The sequence below is a fragment of the Rhizobium sp. ZW T2_16 genome (assembly GCF_044987325.1).
Classification (GTDB): Bacteria; Pseudomonadota; Alphaproteobacteria; order Rhizobiales; family Rhizobiaceae; genus Neorhizobium; species Neorhizobium cellulosilyticum.
Genome location: NZ_JBJDRG010000003.1, coordinates 32,182 through 47,534, shown reverse-complemented (window position 1 = coordinate 47,534; position 15,353 = coordinate 32,182). Strand labels below are relative to the sequence as shown.

General features: G+C 56.2%; 16 protein-coding genes. 15 read left to right on the top strand and 1 reads right to left on the bottom strand.

What is annotated here, in order from left to right:
- Nucleotides 1-52: 52 nt before the first annotated feature.
- Nucleotides 53-2,335 (bottom strand): DUF1217 domain-containing protein, encoded by a 2,283-nt coding sequence (locus ACI3K0_RS10130; RefSeq protein ID WP_246435959.1) that lies wholly within the window; start codon nt 2,333-2,335, stop codon nt 53-55.
- Nucleotides 2,336-2,575: 240 nt separating this feature from the next.
- Between ACI3K0_RS10130 and flhA the strand changes: the two genes are divergently transcribed.
- The 15 genes from flhA to fliQ all read left to right on the top strand — a co-directional run bounded on the left by flhA (nt 2,576) and on the right by fliQ (nt 15,347).
- A complete protein-coding gene (gene flhA, locus ACI3K0_RS10125; protein ID WP_148148804.1) occupies nt 2,576-4,666 on the top strand; it encodes a flagellar biosynthesis protein FlhA in 2,091 nt (696 codons plus the stop codon).
- The gene (gene fliR, locus ACI3K0_RS10120) at nt 4,663-5,415 is read left to right on the top strand and encodes a flagellar biosynthetic protein FliR (RefSeq protein WP_148148805.1); all 753 of its coding nucleotides are present in this window, start codon (nt 4,663-4,665) and stop codon (nt 5,413-5,415) included. Before flhA ends, fliR begins: the two co-directional genes overlap by 4 nt.
- A gap of 9 nt (nt 5,416-5,424) precedes the next feature.
- Nucleotides 5,425-5,835, top strand: coding sequence for a hypothetical protein (locus ACI3K0_RS10115; protein WP_183823301.1), 411 nt, complete (start codon nt 5,425-5,427; stop codon nt 5,833-5,835).
- A 142-nt stretch (nt 5,836-5,977) separates the two neighbouring features.
- On the top strand, nt 5,978-6,544 hold the full coding sequence (locus tag ACI3K0_RS10110; protein ID WP_183823299.1) for a rod-binding protein: 567 nt from the start codon (nt 5,978-5,980) through the stop codon (nt 6,542-6,544).
- Nucleotides 6,545-6,570: 26 nt separating this feature from the next.
- A complete protein-coding gene (locus ACI3K0_RS10105) occupies nt 6,571-6,939 on the top strand; it encodes a hypothetical protein (RefSeq protein WP_148148808.1) in 369 nt (122 codons plus the stop codon).
- Nucleotides 6,936-7,478, top strand: coding sequence for a hypothetical protein (locus ACI3K0_RS10100; RefSeq protein ID WP_183823297.1), 543 nt, complete (start codon nt 6,936-6,938; stop codon nt 7,476-7,478). Before ACI3K0_RS10105 ends, ACI3K0_RS10100 begins: the two co-directional genes overlap by 4 nt.
- Nucleotides 7,479-7,584: 106 nt before the next feature.
- Entirely contained in the window at nt 7,585-8,733 is a 1,149-nt protein-coding gene (gene glf / locus ACI3K0_RS10095; RefSeq protein WP_183823295.1) for a UDP-galactopyranose mutase, read from the top strand.
- Nucleotides 8,734-9,062: 329 nt separating this feature from the next.
- The gene (rem, locus tag ACI3K0_RS10090) at nt 9,063-9,734 is read left to right on the top strand and encodes a transcriptional activator Rem (RefSeq protein WP_183823293.1); all 672 of its coding nucleotides are present in this window, start codon (nt 9,063-9,065) and stop codon (nt 9,732-9,734) included.
- Between the two features lie 217 nt (nt 9,735-9,951).
- Nucleotides 9,952-11,217 (top strand): flagellar hook protein FlgE, encoded by a 1,266-nt coding sequence (locus tag ACI3K0_RS10085; protein ID WP_183823291.1) that lies wholly within the window; start codon nt 9,952-9,954, stop codon nt 11,215-11,217.
- Nucleotides 11,218-11,235: 18 nt separating this feature from the next.
- Entirely contained in the window at nt 11,236-12,681 is a 1,446-nt protein-coding gene (gene flgK / locus ACI3K0_RS10080) for a flagellar hook-associated protein FlgK (RefSeq protein ID WP_183823289.1), read from the top strand.
- A gap of 2 nt (nt 12,682-12,683) precedes the next feature.
- A complete protein-coding gene (locus ACI3K0_RS10075) occupies nt 12,684-13,712 on the top strand; it encodes a flagellar hook-associated family protein (RefSeq protein ID WP_183823287.1) in 1,029 nt (342 codons plus the stop codon).
- 48 nt (nt 13,713-13,760) lie between these two features.
- On the top strand, nt 13,761-14,108 hold the full coding sequence (flaF, locus tag ACI3K0_RS10070) for a flagellar biosynthesis regulator FlaF (protein WP_148148138.1): 348 nt from the start codon (nt 13,761-13,763) through the stop codon (nt 14,106-14,108).
- Nucleotides 14,105-14,551, top strand: a complete 447-nt coding sequence (gene flbT, locus ACI3K0_RS10065; RefSeq protein ID WP_148148137.1) for a flagellar biosynthesis repressor FlbT — start codon at nt 14,105-14,107, stop codon at nt 14,549-14,551. Before flaF ends, flbT begins: the two co-directional genes overlap by 4 nt.
- Complete coding sequence (flgD, locus tag ACI3K0_RS10060) at nt 14,545-14,994, top strand: flagellar hook assembly protein FlgD (protein WP_183823285.1); 450 nt, start codon at nt 14,545-14,547, stop codon at nt 14,992-14,994. The genes flbT and flgD overlap by 7 nt, the downstream gene beginning before the upstream one ends.
- A gap of 86 nt (nt 14,995-15,080) precedes the next feature.
- The gene (gene fliQ / locus ACI3K0_RS10055) at nt 15,081-15,347 is read left to right on the top strand and encodes a flagellar biosynthesis protein FliQ (RefSeq protein WP_148148136.1); all 267 of its coding nucleotides are present in this window, start codon (nt 15,081-15,083) and stop codon (nt 15,345-15,347) included.
- Nucleotides 15,348-15,353 lie beyond the last annotated feature (6 nt).

Genomic DNA, 15,353 nt, shown 5'->3' with positions numbered 1-15,353 from the left:
TTTGGGCGGTGTTTCTATTTGAGATGACAGAAAAGATGGATGAAGCTCTTCGTTAGCGTGCCGAAAGCTGGGCCACGGCCAGCAGCGTGTCAGCGCTGATCGAGGAGGAGCTGCCCTGAAGAATGGAAAGGGCAGCCGAGTCCGTTGCGCCGTTCTGGCTGTCGTAAAGTGCGGTGAAGCGTTGAATGACCTTCTGCACGTAATCCGGATCGGACAATTTATCGAGCTCGACGAATTTCTCGACGGTCGCTGCCTGCTTCTCAAGCTCCTGGCTGGAGAAATAGGTCGACAGATTGTAGGCTGTCTTGAAAAAGTTGAGCAGCGCTGAATCCCCAAGGATGTCGTAGGCACTGGTGATCGACGAGGCCTTGCGCTCGAAATAGAGAGCAAGTCGAACGCCCTCGTTGGAATCGCCCTGCTCTTCTTCCAGTGTCTGCCGATAGTAGTTACTGACAGTCTGGAAAACGTCGCCCCTCTGCTGGACCGTGCCAAGCGTATCGGATGTCAGGTTACCTTCGGTGTCGAAATTGAAGGAAGCGACGATCTTGGCGAAGCTCTTGTTGTCCAACTGGTTGACGTAGCTCTTCGGATCGTCGAGATCCGAAGCGAACATCTGCTGCAGCTCGTCTTTTGTGACGCTCTTCGGATCAATTTCCTGGCTCTCGAGCAGGAAGTTGACGAGCCTGCTGTCCGATAGAAGTTCATCGACAGTCGAAATCGATTCCATCTTCTTTTCGAAATACTCGATCTCGTCAGTGGCGGTTTCGCCCGCTTTTTCCCTCTCATCGCCCTTCAGGAAGCGTGTCTTGAGGCTGAGGTAATCCGCGGTAAAGTCCTGAGTTACGTTTTCCGACTGTGCCAGAAGTGGGGTGTCGACGTCGCCCTTCGTATCGAAATTGAACGCTTTGACGAGGGCCACATACCGCTCGTCATCCAGCTGATTGGCGTAGCTGTCCTTGTCTTCGAGATTGCTGGAAAGGATCTTGCGCAGGGCCGTCATTTTGACCTCACTTGGGTCGATGCCGAAGGCGCGCAACGCGACATCCCATATTTCGGTAACGTCGTCGTTGTTCGCATCGTCGTCATCTGCATTCGACTTGAAGAAGTCATCAATGCTTTTGACGTCGGCGATGCGGGTCTCGAAATTGGAGACAGCATTTTCCACCGCATCGGCCTGGCTGGCCTGGAACGCGGTCTTGTACTTGGCCTCGAGATTGGTCGCCTGTTCGCTGGTCTGGGCCGAACCACCGGCCGCAACCGTTCCGTCGGTCTGGAAACTGAAATAATCCAGTAGCTCAGTATTGCCGATCGTCTCGGCGAATGTCCGGCTGTACATCATACTGGCAACGCTCGATGCCATCATCGTGTCGCGCAGTCCGAAAGCAGTTTTGACATACTCCAGAAGCCGCGCGTCCGAAGTGATTTCGGAGGCGCTTCCGGCCTCGGCAACGTGTTTTTCCCAGTAGGACTGGTTTGCGTCCAGGAGCAGGTCGGAGGGATAGGTCGACTTGTTGTAAATGTAGTCGAGCCGCAGATCCGATGTCTGTTCAGCGCTCTGCGCGGTCTCGCCTGCAGCGACTGTGCCATCGGAGCTGAAATTGAAAGCCGCAGCCAGTTCGCGCCAGGCATCGTTGCTCGCCTGATTGGCAACGCTATCGGGATCGTTCAGATCGCTTGTCAGGACCTGCGATAGATAGTTCTTGGAGGTGTATTTCGCGTCGAGCCCGAATGATTCCAGCACGTAGGTGCGCAGCCTGTCATTGCCGATAATGTCGTTGACATGATCGATGCTACCGATCTTGCTCTGGAAATAGGACACCTCGGACTTGATGTCCGTTTCTTCCTGGGTAAAGGAATCCTGGTAGGCCGTAACGAGGTTCTCGGTCTGGGCCGATGTCTGTGCCTTCGCCAAATCGCCCGAGAAATTGTAGGCCTTGGCGAAATCCGCGTATCGGGTGTCGGTGAGTGAATTGGCGAAGCTGGAATCGTCGTTCGGATCGCTTTCCAGCACCTTCTTCATGAAGGCCTTGGCATAGGTCATCTCCTCGAGGCCGTAGGCCTTCATTGCATAGGAAAACAACCTGTAATCGTTGACGAATTCCTCGGCTGTGGTGACTTTGCCGATATTTTCTTCGTAATAGTCCGTGTTGCTTGCAACATCACCCTGGCTTGCAACGCGCGACAACGAGGAATTGATGTCCCTGTTGAGGACAAGATAGCTCGTATATGTGGAGAATGCGCTTGAAACCATGCGGATGGAAGCCTTTTGCTTGCTGCAATGGCCGATATCATGGCCCAGACTTGCGCTTCCATCGCGCACACGTCCACCGGGCATCCTTGCCCTCGGGACTTAATTCGTGATGAACGTAGCTGAAAAATGCTCTTGTGTCATCCCCGTCCGGCCATCAATTCCGGGAATGGCTTAACGCGCCGTCACTCTCACGCAAGCTTCGCTTTCTAGATTTTACCCAAACCGGCTGGCTGTCCGATGTTGCGACGGCTGTCCGAATTCAAGGACTTTGGAAGCGAAAGCGCCTCAGGCGGTTTCCGCATCTCATGACGAGACGGAGCAGAAATGGCCACCCCTCAGAGTATCCTGCCGTTGCCGAAGGTCGCGCCGAAGGGCCGTGACATCGGTTTTGCCGTCGGCATAGTCACGATCCTTTGCATTCTCTTCCTGCCGATCCCGGTCTTCATGATCGACGTGGGGCTGGCCTTCTCCATCGCCTTCGCCGTCCTCATCCTGATGGTTTCGCTCTGGATTCAGCGCCCTCTGGATTTTTCGTCCTTCCCGACGATCCTTCTGATCGCCACCATGATTCGTCTGGCGCTCAACATTGCGACAACGCGCGTCATCCTCTCCCATGGACATGAGGGACATGATGCGGCTGGCGGTGTCATCGCCGGCTTCTCCAGTCTGGTCATGTCCGGCGACTTCGTTATCGGTCTGATCGTCTTTCTGATCCTGATCGTCGTCAACTTCATCGTTATCACCAAGGGTGCCACCCGTATCGCGGAAGTCGGAGCCCGCTTCACCCTCGATGCCATTCCCGGCAAGCAGATGTCGATCGATGCGGACCTGTCCGCCGGCACGATCGACGAGAAGGAAGCCCAGCGCCGCCGTAGTGAACTCGAAGAGGAAAGCTCCTTCTACGGCGCGATGGACGGTGCCTCGAAATTCGTTCGCGGCGATGCGGTCGCAGGCCTGTTGATCACCGCGATCAACATTTTCGGCGGCATCATCATCGGCTATTTCCGTCACGGTATGGAAATCGGCGAAGCAGCCGATGTCTTCGTCAAGCTTTCTGTCGGTGACGGTATCGTAACCCAGATTCCGGCTCTCATTGTCTCGCTCGCAGCCGGCCTCATCGTAACGCGCGGCGGCACCAAGGGCTCCACCGATACGGCCGTTATCGGCCAGTTGAGCAGCTATCCCAAGGCCATGTCGGTCGCTGCGGGCTTGATGTTCGTTCTCGCGCTCATTCCGGGCCTGCCCCTCCTGCCGTTCACCGCCCTTGGTGGTCTTCTGGCCGCTGGCGCATGGCTCGTTCCCCGCCAGATCGAGGCGCAGAACAAGCTCCTGCGCGAGGAGGAGGAAAAGAAGGCCGTCCAGAAGCAGGAGGTCGAAAAGGACACGGTCAAGAACGTCCTCAAGACCACCGAGATCGAGCTGGCGCTCGGCAAGCTCGTTTCGCCGCGCCTGCTGGGAGCCCATCAGGAACTTGCCTTCCGCGTCAGCAAGATGCGCAAGAAGTTTGCCGTACAGTACGGTTTCGTCGTACCCGAGATCAAGGTCAGCGACGATATCGCCATCCCCGACAAGTCCTACCAGATCCGCATCCATGGCACGACGGTCGCCGCAAGCACACTGCGTGTCGGTGAAGTGCTCGTCATTACCGGCAAGCGCCACAAGCCGTCGGTTCCTGGCGACGAGGTTCGCGAACCCGCCTTCGGCATGCCGGCGGTCTCCGTTCTGGAGCATTTCGTCGAAGATCTGAAGCGCGAGGGCTTCCACCCGATCGACAACATCTCTGCGCTGCTGACGCACGTGAGCGAGGTGATCCGCAACAATCTTCCGTCGCTCCTCTCGTTCAAGGACGTGAAGATTCTGATCGACCGGCTGGACCCGGAATACAAGAAGCTTGCCGACGAAATCTGCTCGTCTCACATGTCCTATTCCGGCCTGCAGGCCATCTTGAAACTGTTGCTGGCCGAGCGCGTTTCGATCCGCAACCTGCATCTCATTCTCGAAGCGGTGGCCGAACTCGCACCGCATCTGAAGAAGGCCGAGCAGATCGTCGAGCATGTGCGTGTCCGCATGGCGCAGCAGATTTGCGGCGATCTTTCCGACAACGGCGTGCTGCGTGTCGTCCGCATCGGTACCAAGTGGGACTTGATCTTCCAGCAGGCGCTCAAGCGCGACGCCAAGGGTGAAGTGATCGAATTCGATATCGATCCGCGCCATCTGGAAGAGTTCAGCAACGAGGCAAGCAAGGTTATCCGTGAATTCATGGACGAGGGACTGCCTTTTGTACTTGTGACCCTGCCCGAAACGCGCTCCTATGTCCGCATGATCACCGAACGCCTGTTCTCGACGCTTCCGGTGCTCTCCCATGTCGAGTTGGCAAAAGGCACGGAAATCAAGATACTCGGTTCGATTTCATGATCCCCGATCCCCAGGGCGCCATAATGGCGCTTTTCCTGGCATTCTGCCGAATAGGTGGATGCGTGATGGTTATGCCAGGGTTCTCGTCGGCGCGTCTGCCGATGCAGATCAGGCTTTTTCTGGCGCTGGCGTTATCGCTGGCGCTTTTGCCTTTGTTCTGGGATATCCTCTATCCGCCCGCCTCGGCCGCCCCCGAAGTCTTCATCGTGACGATCTTCTCCGAGACGATGACGGGCGTCATCTTCGGCCTCGTCGCGCGGATCTATGTTCTCGGCATCCAGTTTGCGGGTGCGATAATCGGCATGGCCATTTCGTTCAATGCCACGCCTTCAGGAGACATATTCGAAGACAGTTCCGACAACTCGCTGACCAGTCTTCTGGCAACGGGCGCGCTTCTCATCCTTTTTGTTTTGGATTTCCACCATTACATGATCAAGGAGCTGGCCGAATCCTATCAGAGCATTCCGGTGGGCTCGTTGATCGGTTCGCAACGCTCGCTGGTCAGCCTGACGGACACGCTCTCCGCGTCTTTCATGATCATGCTGAGGCTGGCGAGCCCCTTCATCCTCTATGGTCTGCTGTTCAACGTGGTCGTTGGCCTCATCAACAAGCTGGCACCGCAAATCCCTCTCTATTTCATTTCCACGCCTTTCGCGCTGGCAGGCGGTATCCTGCTGATTTATTTCGGCATAGCGGCAATTCTCGATCAGTTTGCCGATGGCTTCTTCGTCATCTTCGGCAATCTATAGGAGCGGATAATGGCGGATATGGACAGATCCAAGAAGCTCAAGCGTCTCGTCAGCGTCCAGCGGCATATGGAGAAGATGATCGAAAACGAGCTTTCGGTTATCGTTCGCCAGCGCGAGGAAGTGAACACAGCAATGGAATTGACAGCGAATGTCATGACCTCGCTCGACCCGATCCATCGCGGTCTTTCGCGCCATTATCTGGGCCGTTTCTCACGGCTGGCAACGGAAGAAAAGCAGCTTATGGCGGCCCGCCGCTCTCAGGAAGCGCGCCTGGCAAAGGAGCGCAGCAAGGGAGACCGGCTTGATGAGCGCCGCAAGGAGGCCCTGGAGCAGGAGCAGCGTGCTCGCGAGGACGATGCCGTCATCAACTTGCTTGAGATGATGATCACATTGAAGGACACCAGCTTCCAGCAAGGTTAAGGTGGCAACATTCCCCTCGATTTTACAGCGTCGTGCGCCATTCATCGGTTCAGGCAAGACGCTGTGACACTGAGGTCTGCGCATCGCAAGCCCGGAAATCGAAGTCGATTTTCGGTCGGCGCGCAAGCAAGAGGGAAACGACGTGGCCATATCTCCTTCCAGCGATCTTGTCCTCGACGTAGTCAAGGCAGCCGATCCGAACAGCATGTTGGCAGCGCGCGAAAAGCTGCGTTCTGTAAGTGCTGAACATCAGGCATCCGTGCTGACGGCCAGCAATGCCGGTTTTGCATCTGTGCTGGGCGCCGGTGCAAGCGATGCATCCAAGGCGGGCATCGGCAATATTCAGCACGCTACCGGCAAGGAGCAGATTCCTGAAGTTTACCGGAAGTTCGAATCGAGCGTCCTGACGACCTTCCTCAAGGACATGATGCCTTCCGAAAGCGAAGCCGTTTACGGCAAGGGCTCTGCCGGCGAGTTCTGGAAGAGCATGATGGCCGAACAGATGGCGGATTCGGTTTCCAAGCGAGGCGGCATTGGCATCGCGGAACAGGTCTTCGCGCAGGCGCTGAACAAGCAGCGTCTTGAAGTGCCCAACAACACGACAGACGGAAACGACAAGGCCAAGGCTGTCAGCATGATTACGGATTTCGAACGCCGTACGCTGCTGTCGCCGGGCGCCATCAAAAAAACTGATAACGACGCGGCTTGATTGAAATGCCGAGGGAGAACGATTCCATGGAAGTGCTGAACAGCGAGTACCGCATCAAGGCGGTTCTCGGTCGTCTTGACGTGATCATCGAAAACGAAAACCAGCGGATCGGCACCGATCCCGAGTTCGATTTCAAGCTCTCGAATGCACACAAGAGCCGCTGCCTTTACGAATTGACCATGCTTTTCCGCAACAGCGAGCGAAATGACATCACGGCGGCCCATCTGGAGCAGCTGCATGCGCTCAAGGCCAAACTGAAGTTGAACGAACGCCGCGTGGAAGCTCATATGCGTGCTGTACGCGCCGTTGCCGAACTTCTGAAGAATGCCGTTCGCAGTGCAGACGACGACGGCACCTATTCCCAGGAACAGTTCCTCGTTCGGGCCGATAGATGATCAAGATTGTCCTGATCGGCGTCTGGGTATGCATAATCTCGCTTGGCGGGGTATATGCGGCTGTGACCTTGTCGGCGAAATCCGGCGTAGAAGTTGCCAAACCCGTCATTCCCCCGGCTTATGTGGCAGGTGAAACCCTGAGCATACCCGTGGTGACGGAAGGAGCTGTGACCGGTTACTTCCTCACCAAGGTCTCGGTGATGATCGATCAGGAGAAGGCTGCTAACACGCATATCCCGATCGCGCCCTACATCACGGATGAGCTCTACACCGTCCTGGTGGGTAACAAGATGATCGACCTGCCGAAGGTGGGTGACCTGAATGTCGAGGGCCTGAGAGCCAAGATCAAGGACGACCTCAACGCGCGAGCCGGGGATGCATTGGTGACCGCGGTGATTTTCGAACAGCTCGATTACCTCTCCAAGGCGGACCTTGCCGGGAAGTCGAACCAGAAGATGGCTTCCAAGAAAATCATTGCGCCAGAGCCTGCTCCTGCCGGCACAGCCGGCAGTGCGGCTGCGCCGGCGCAATCGCACTAGAGCGCACCGCACTTTGGTTTCTTGTTTCCAGGCATGTCTTTCCCGCAAATTCCGGGATCACTTCGAGAGACATGCTCGGGCGGGTTCGGGAATTTAGGGGGGCACAGTGCCGAAACCAGTTCTGATCGTCGGCGCCGGTCTGTCCGGTGCCGTCATCGGCCGCGAGCTGGCAGAGGCCGGTCACGTCGTCCACATCATCGATCGGCGTTCCCACATCGCTGGCAATTGTCACACTGCGCGGGACGAAGCGTCCGGCGTGATGGTCCATGTCTACGGGCCGCATATCTTCCACACCAATGATGATGAGGTGTGGCGTTACGTCAACCGGCACATGACGTTCATGCCCTATGTGAACAGGGTGAAGACGACGAGCGCAGGGCAGGTCTATTCGCTGCCCGTCAACCTGCACACGATCAACCAGTTCTTTGACAGGACCTTCAGGCCGGATGAGGCGCGCGACTTCATTCAGTCACAGTCTGACCCGTCGATCGGTGAACCGGTGACATTCGAGGATCAGGCACTCAAATTCGTCGGACGCGAACTCTACGAAGCGTTTTTTGAAGGATACACGCGCAAGCAGTGGGGATGCTCGCCTGCGGATCTGCCTGCCAGCATCCTCAAACGACTGCCGGTGCGGTTCAGCTACGACGACAACTACTTTTCGCATCTCTATCAGGGCATGCCGGAGCACGGTTATACCGAGATGGTCGCGCGTATCTTGTCGCACGACAACATCTCCATAGAACTGGAGCGGAATTTCGTCCGCAGCGATGCCGGCGATTTCTCACACGTGTTTTATTCCGGGCCGCTCGACGGTTACTTCGACTACGAGCTCGGCCGGCTTGGATACCGCACCCTTGATTTCGAGGAGTTTCAATACGACGGTGATTATCAGGGTTGCGCGGTGATGAATTACGCAGATGCCGATGTCCGTTACACACGGGTTACCGAGCATAAGCACTTCTCTCCCTGGGAAAGCCACGAACGGAGCGTATGTTACCGGGAGTATTCGCGGGCATGCGGTCCGGATGATGAGCCATATTATCCGATAAGGCTGAGTGGCGAGCAGGCGCTGCTGGCGCAATACGTGGCGCGTGCTCGCTTCGAGCAAGGCGTCACCTTTGTCGGCCGCCTCGGCACATACCGTTATCTCGATATGGATGTGACGATCCGTGAGGCGCTTGATACCGCCCGATCCTGTATCCGCGCATTCGCGGACGGCTTACCACTCCCCGCGTTCAATATCGAGCCGTAGAAATGGTGCCTCTTTACCGTGTCGGGGTGGATGAGTAACAAACATATCCGCAACTAAAAGTAGATTTTTGATCGCGGTTTTTTTCCATCACGAGTCCGGCGATAATGAGGCGTGTCAAACGGAGTCTCGTTAGCATCAATCATTCTAGTACGATATCCACCGAAAAAATTGTGCCTGTTTTGGTTTGAGCCACTACATCTAGTGCAAATCGGAGAGGTGTGGTTAATCAATTATTAATTAGTCCCCACAAGTTCCTATAATTGTGGCTGACTCTCACGATTCGTACTCATGCCTCAGCACATGAACGCTGCTGATTCGGAGATGGGTGAATGATCGTCGTGGTTGATGAGCGAGAGCTCGTAACGGAAGGTTACACATCCCTGTTCGGCCGCGAGGGCATCCCCTCGGCAGGCTTCGATCCCGTCGAGTTCGGCGAGTGGGTCAACTCCGCAGCCGATGCCGATATCCGCGCCATCGAAGCCTTCCTCATCGGCCAGACCAAGAACGCCTGCGATCTGCCGCGCGCCATCCGCGATCGTTCCACCGCACCGGTCATCGCCGTTTCCGATCAGCCGTCGCTCGATGCGACGCTGGCGCTGTTCGATGCCGGCGTCGACGACGTCGTCCGCAAGCCGGTTCATCCGCGCGAGATCCTGGCGCGCGCCGCTGCCATCCGTCGCCGCCTGACCGCCATCGCCAACTACACCGATATCGGTTCGATCCGCGTCTATTCCGACGGTCGCGATCCTGAGATTGGTGGGGAAGTCTTTCCGCTGCCGCGCCGCGAGCGCCGCATTCTCGAATATCTGGTCGCCAATCGCGGCCGACGTGTTTCCAAGGCGCAGATCTTCTCGGCCATCTACGGCATCTTCGACGAGGACGTCGAGGAAAACGTCGTCGAGAGCCATATCAGCAAATTGCGCAAGAAGCTCCGCAAGAAGCTCGGAATCGACCCGATCGATTCAAAGCGCTTCCTCGGGTATTGCATCGACTGGAATTGAAAAATGTAAGGGGCGATCAGGATCGCCCCTTTTTTGTTTTCCGGCCGGCAATGATTGTTCGGCCTTTTCCGATTGTTTCGACTGCCGGTTTTCCATCGACCCGTTGGGCATCCCGCCGTCGAAAAATGTTTTTCAAATTTTCCATCCATCCTTTTCAGACAGCTTCACGCAAGGACCGGCACCTAATGTGGAGCAACTATCACAGCGAGGATTCGAAATGAGCATTTTTGGAACCATGAAGACCGCCGTTTCGGGCATGAATGCTCAGGCTAACCGCCTGGGGACGGTCGGTGACAATATCGCGAACTCGAGCACGACAGCCTACAAGGGCGCTTCGACCTCGTTTTCGTCACTGGTTCTTCCATCCACTTCCGGCAACTACAACTCCGGCGGCGTGGAGACGAAAGTTTCCTACTCCGTTTCGGAACAGGGTGCCTTGGAATACACCACGTCCGGATCTGATCTCGCGATCCAGGGTGAAGGTTTCTTCATCGTCCAGGATACCGCTGGAAACATCTTCCTGACGCGTGCGGGTTCGTTTACTCCCGATGAAAACGGCTATCTCGTGAACGACGCCGGCTACATGCTTCTCGGTTACGACGCCGATGGAGGCACGCCGACCACCGTCGTCAATTCCTATGACGGGCTGGTGCCGGTTAAGGCTTCCAACTCGAGCATCACGGCTGTCGCAACGACCAACGGCTCGCTCACCGGCAACCTCAACAAGTCGGCGGATCCTGTCGCTGCGGGCAGCTGGGCAAGTGATAACGGTGCTACCACCGATGTCGACATGGACAGCATGCTGAAGACCTCGGTAACGACCTATGACGAGTACGGCGCAGCTGTAACCTACGATTTCTACTTCACCAAGACGGCCGATAACTCTTGGGAAGTCGCAGTTTACAATGCTGCCGATAAGAGCACGACCGGCAGCGGCAGCTTCCCGTATTCCGGCACGGCCGTGACCGCCGATCTGGTGTTTGATTCGAAGGGTCTCGTCAGCGTTGACGGCGCGACCTCGCCGCTGTCGATCACCGTTGGCGGCATTGACTTCGACCTTTCCGGCATGAACCAGCTTTCCAGCGCATCGGTAATCTCCAAGGGTAGCGCCAACGGTAGCCCGGCCGAGTCTATGACCGGTATCGAGATCGATTCGGATGGCACGGTTTACGCGACCTACGCCAAGAGCGATCCGAAAGCCCTCTACCAGATTGCGATGGCGACGGTTCAGAGCCCGGACAATCTCAAGCTCTTCTCGGGCAACGTATATAAGCCGACCGCAGACTCAGGTGTCGTCACCATCGGCTTTGCCGGCACCACCGGCTTCGGCGAAATCGTTTCCGGTGCCCTGGAAACATCCAACGTCGACCTCGCAAGCGAACTGACGGAAATGATCGAATCGCAGCGTAGCTACACGGCGAATTCCAAGGTATTCCAGACCGGCTCTGACCTGATGGATGTTCTCATCAATCTCGCCCGTTAAGGCGTAGGAGCCAGCTGAATGTCCATCGCATCCGCAATCAATACGACGAAATCGATCCTGAGCAACACCGCGACCCAGACGGCCACGGTGTCGACCAACACGTCCAATACGAACACTGAGGATTACAATCGTCGTACTGCGGTCACGACGACGAACCCCTATTCCGGTGCGACTACGGTCAAGCTGGAGCGTACCGAGGACGCGGCCCTTCTGAAGCAGACATTGTCGGCAATTGCAGACGATGCAGGTCAGCAGGCTTTGTTGAAGGGTCTCGTATCGCTCGATGCGGCGATGGGCGGAAGCGAATCTTCGGCGACGCCTTCGCAATATCTGGCGGCTCTTGTCGAGTCGCTTGATACTTATGCTACGTCACCGAGCGACGTAACATTGGCAGCGGCCGCAGTAGCGGCGGCTGGCGATCTTGCCAACTCCCTTAATCAGCAGACATCAGCCGTTCAGGGGCTTCGCGTCCAGGCGGATTCGGAGATTTCGACGACCGTTGATAAGTTGAACCAACTCTTGAAGGATTTCGAGAAGGTCAACGACAAGGTCAAGGAAAAGATCTCGAGGGGCGAGGATGCCAACGATGCACTCGACACCCGCGAAGGCCTTGTAAAGCAGATATCCGAGATCGTCGGCGTCACGAGCACCGTCCGTGATGGCAACGACATGGTGCTTTATACCAGCGGCGGCATCACCCTGTTCGAGACGGTGCCACGCGAGGTAACCTTCGATGCCAGTGCGGTTTTGTCTGCGGACGGACCGCCAGGCAACGCCGTCTATATCGATGGTGTCTCGCTTGCTCCGGGCAAGGGCAGTAGCACCAGCGCCAGCGGCTCGCTTCAGGCGCTGCTGCAGTTGCGCGACGAAGTCTACCCGACCTATCAGGATCAGTTGGACGAGATTGCCCGCGTTACGATGTCGGTCTTTGCCGAGTTGGACGGTGCAGGTGATGAAATCGCCGGCCTCTTCACCACCAAGGACGGATCGACTATCGATTTCAATAACCCGGATATCGTCTCCGGTCTGGCGGGGCTGATCACGGTCGATAGTGACGCGCAAGCCGATCCGACTAAGTTGAGGGACGGCAATATTTCCGGCGTAAAGCAGAATACCGAGAATGCCGCAGGCTTTTCGAAGCTCCTTTACGGCTATCTCGCAGGATTCGAAGAGACCGTCGATTTCGACGGCGATGCCGGAACCACAACCCGTGCCACGCTTCTGGCTTATTCGACCGATTCCGTCGGCTGGGTTCAGGAATATCGAAGCAACGCCAGCTCGGCTGCAGAAAGCACCTCTGCCATGCAGATGCGGGCGAAGGAAGCCTATGCCAATGCCACAGGCGTCAACCTCGACGAGGAGCTTATTCTCCTGTTGGACATCGAGCAGTCCTACAAGGCGGCCACGAAGCTGCTTTCGACGATTGACGAAATGCTCAGCTCACTAATGCAGGCGGCTAGCTAGTCATGAAAACAACGTCTATCTCATCTCTCGCCATTAGTCAGTCTATGCAATCGACCGTCTCCACTGCGATGACGGAGATTACAAAGCTGCAGGATGAGGCGGTTACCGGTACCTATTCCGATGTCGGGCTGGAACTTGGAACCCGTACCTCGACAAGCCTGGATTATTCGCGTGAAAGCAGCCGCCTCCAGTCGGTCATCGATGCGAACTCCTTCGCCGAGACGAGAATGGAAGGGTCGCAGCTTGCGCTGACCAACATCTCGGATGCAGGGCAGACACTGCTGGATGCCTTGACGGCGCTCAGTGGCAATTCCGATGTAAACAGCCTCAAGGTTTCCGCCGACAGCGCAATGTCGGTGCTGGAGAATTTCGTCAGCTACGCGAACACTGCAGTTAACGGCGAATACCTCTTTTCCGGCATATCGACGGATGTGCAGACTTTCGACGATGATTTCATCGCCAACGTGACGGATGACTTCAATACGGCGTTCACCAACTTCAGAACGGCAAACGGCATCGCCTCGGCCGGTGATGTGACCGCCGGCCAGATGACCCAGTTTCTGTCCGATTATGAGACATCTTTCAACTGGGCGTCCTGGACCAACGCGTCTGACACCGTAATGACGACGCGCATAAGTTCTTCGGAAACCGTAGCGACATCAACCAGCGCCAATTCCGAAGGTTTCAAGAACCTTGTCCTCGCTTCTGTGGTAGCGTCGCAGCTATCGAACGCCGGCCTCGGAAGCGGAGCCTTGTCCGTGGTTAGCCAGAAGGCAACGCAATATGCCGGCACCGCAATCTCCGGCGTGACTGCTCAGCAGTCAGCACTTGGTTTGTCGCAAGAGCGTATCGACAAAGCGAACACTTATATGAGCAACCAGATCAAGATCATCGATACGCAGCTGACGGGCTTGGTGGGTGTGGATACGGAGGAGGCCTCTGTGCGGTTGTCGACACTGCTGAACCAGGTTGAAACCTCTTACTCGATCACATCTCGAATCCTGGGCATGAGCCTCGCTGATTATCTCTAGTCATCGGCATGTATGTCCGATGCCCGCTCTACCATGAAGGGTAATTGAATGTTTCAGTTTTCATACGCGGAGATCATGGAGGATGATCTCACTGTCGCCCGCGAACGAGAACGCCAGATCCTGACAAGATCGATCGAACTTTTGGAAGTGGCCAAGCAGAGCGCCAAATACGACAAGGATTCGATCGAAGCTGTCTACTACACGAGACGGGTATGGATCAGGTTGATCGAGGATCTGCGGAGCGCCGACAATCAGCTTAGTGTGGAAGTCAGAGCCAATCTAATATCGATCGCAATATGGATACTGAAGGAGTTGGAAAACATTCGCCGACGAACGTCTACCAACTACCAGGGTATCATCGACATAACCATCATCATTCGGGATGGACTTAAATGAAAAGTACGCTACGCCTTTCGCTGAAATCCGGGGAAAAGATCTTCGTCAACGGTGCCGTCCTGCGGGTGGACCGGAAGGTTTCGATCGAATTCCTCAACGACGTGACGTTCTTGCTGGAAAACCATGTTCTTCAGCCCGAGCAGACCACGACGCCACTTCGGCAGCTTTACTTCATCGCCCAGATGATGCTGATCAACCCGGAAGGCAAAGAGCACTCCATGGCGCTCTTCCGCAAGTCGATTACCATGCTGGTGGCCTGCTTCCAGAACGAGGAAGTTCGTGCTGAATTGAAGCGGATCGACACCATGGTATCCTCGGGTCGTCCCTTTGACGCACTGAAGGCCATCCGTGCCCTTTATCCTGTCGAGGAAGCCATTCTCAACAAGAACGAGATCACGCCCGCAGCCGTTATGGAACTGCGAAAGGAAATTGCGCTATGGTGACCGTTACTTCCGCAACGTCGACGACATCGACGGCGTCCACCTCGACATCTGCCTCGGCCACGGCTTCGGCCGCGGCATCGCTGGATTACAACAGCTTTCTCAAGCTGCTGATCACGCAGATGCAGAACCAGGATCCGACCGATCCCATGGATGCGACCGAGCAGGTTTCCCAGCTCGCGACATTCTCGCAGGTTGAGCAGACGATCAAGACGAACTCCAATCTGGAGAGCCTGATCAGCCAGTCCAACCTGTCGAACGCGTCGAACTATATCGGCAAGACGATCACCAGCGCAGATGGCAAGACCACAGGCGTTGTCGCTTCGGTCGAAGTGACGTCCGATGGTCTCACGGCCAAGACGACGGATGGCAAGGAAATCAGCATTGGAGAGGGCATAACGATCTCCACCGCGAAAACCACGACGACAACCGAAACTTCCGCTTAAACTAAGCGCACGAATCCCTTAGAGCTGGGACGGTCGATTTGCGACGACCGTGCGGCCGTCCAGGCGCCTATGAAGGGTAGAATGTCATGAATGAGGCCGATGCGCTCGACATTATGCGCAACGCCATCTGGACGATCCTGGTCGCTGCAGGACCGGCTGTTCTTGCAGGCATGATTGTAGGCGTGACCATCGCCCTGATCCAGGCCTTGACTCAGGTGCAGGAAATGACGCTCACCTTCGTGCCCAAGATCGTTGCCGTCATGGTCGTTATCGGCCTTTCGGCGTCTTTTATGGGCGCACAGATTGCCTTGTTTGCGGATCTGGTTTTCTCACGCGTACAAAGCGGTTTTTGAAGCCTG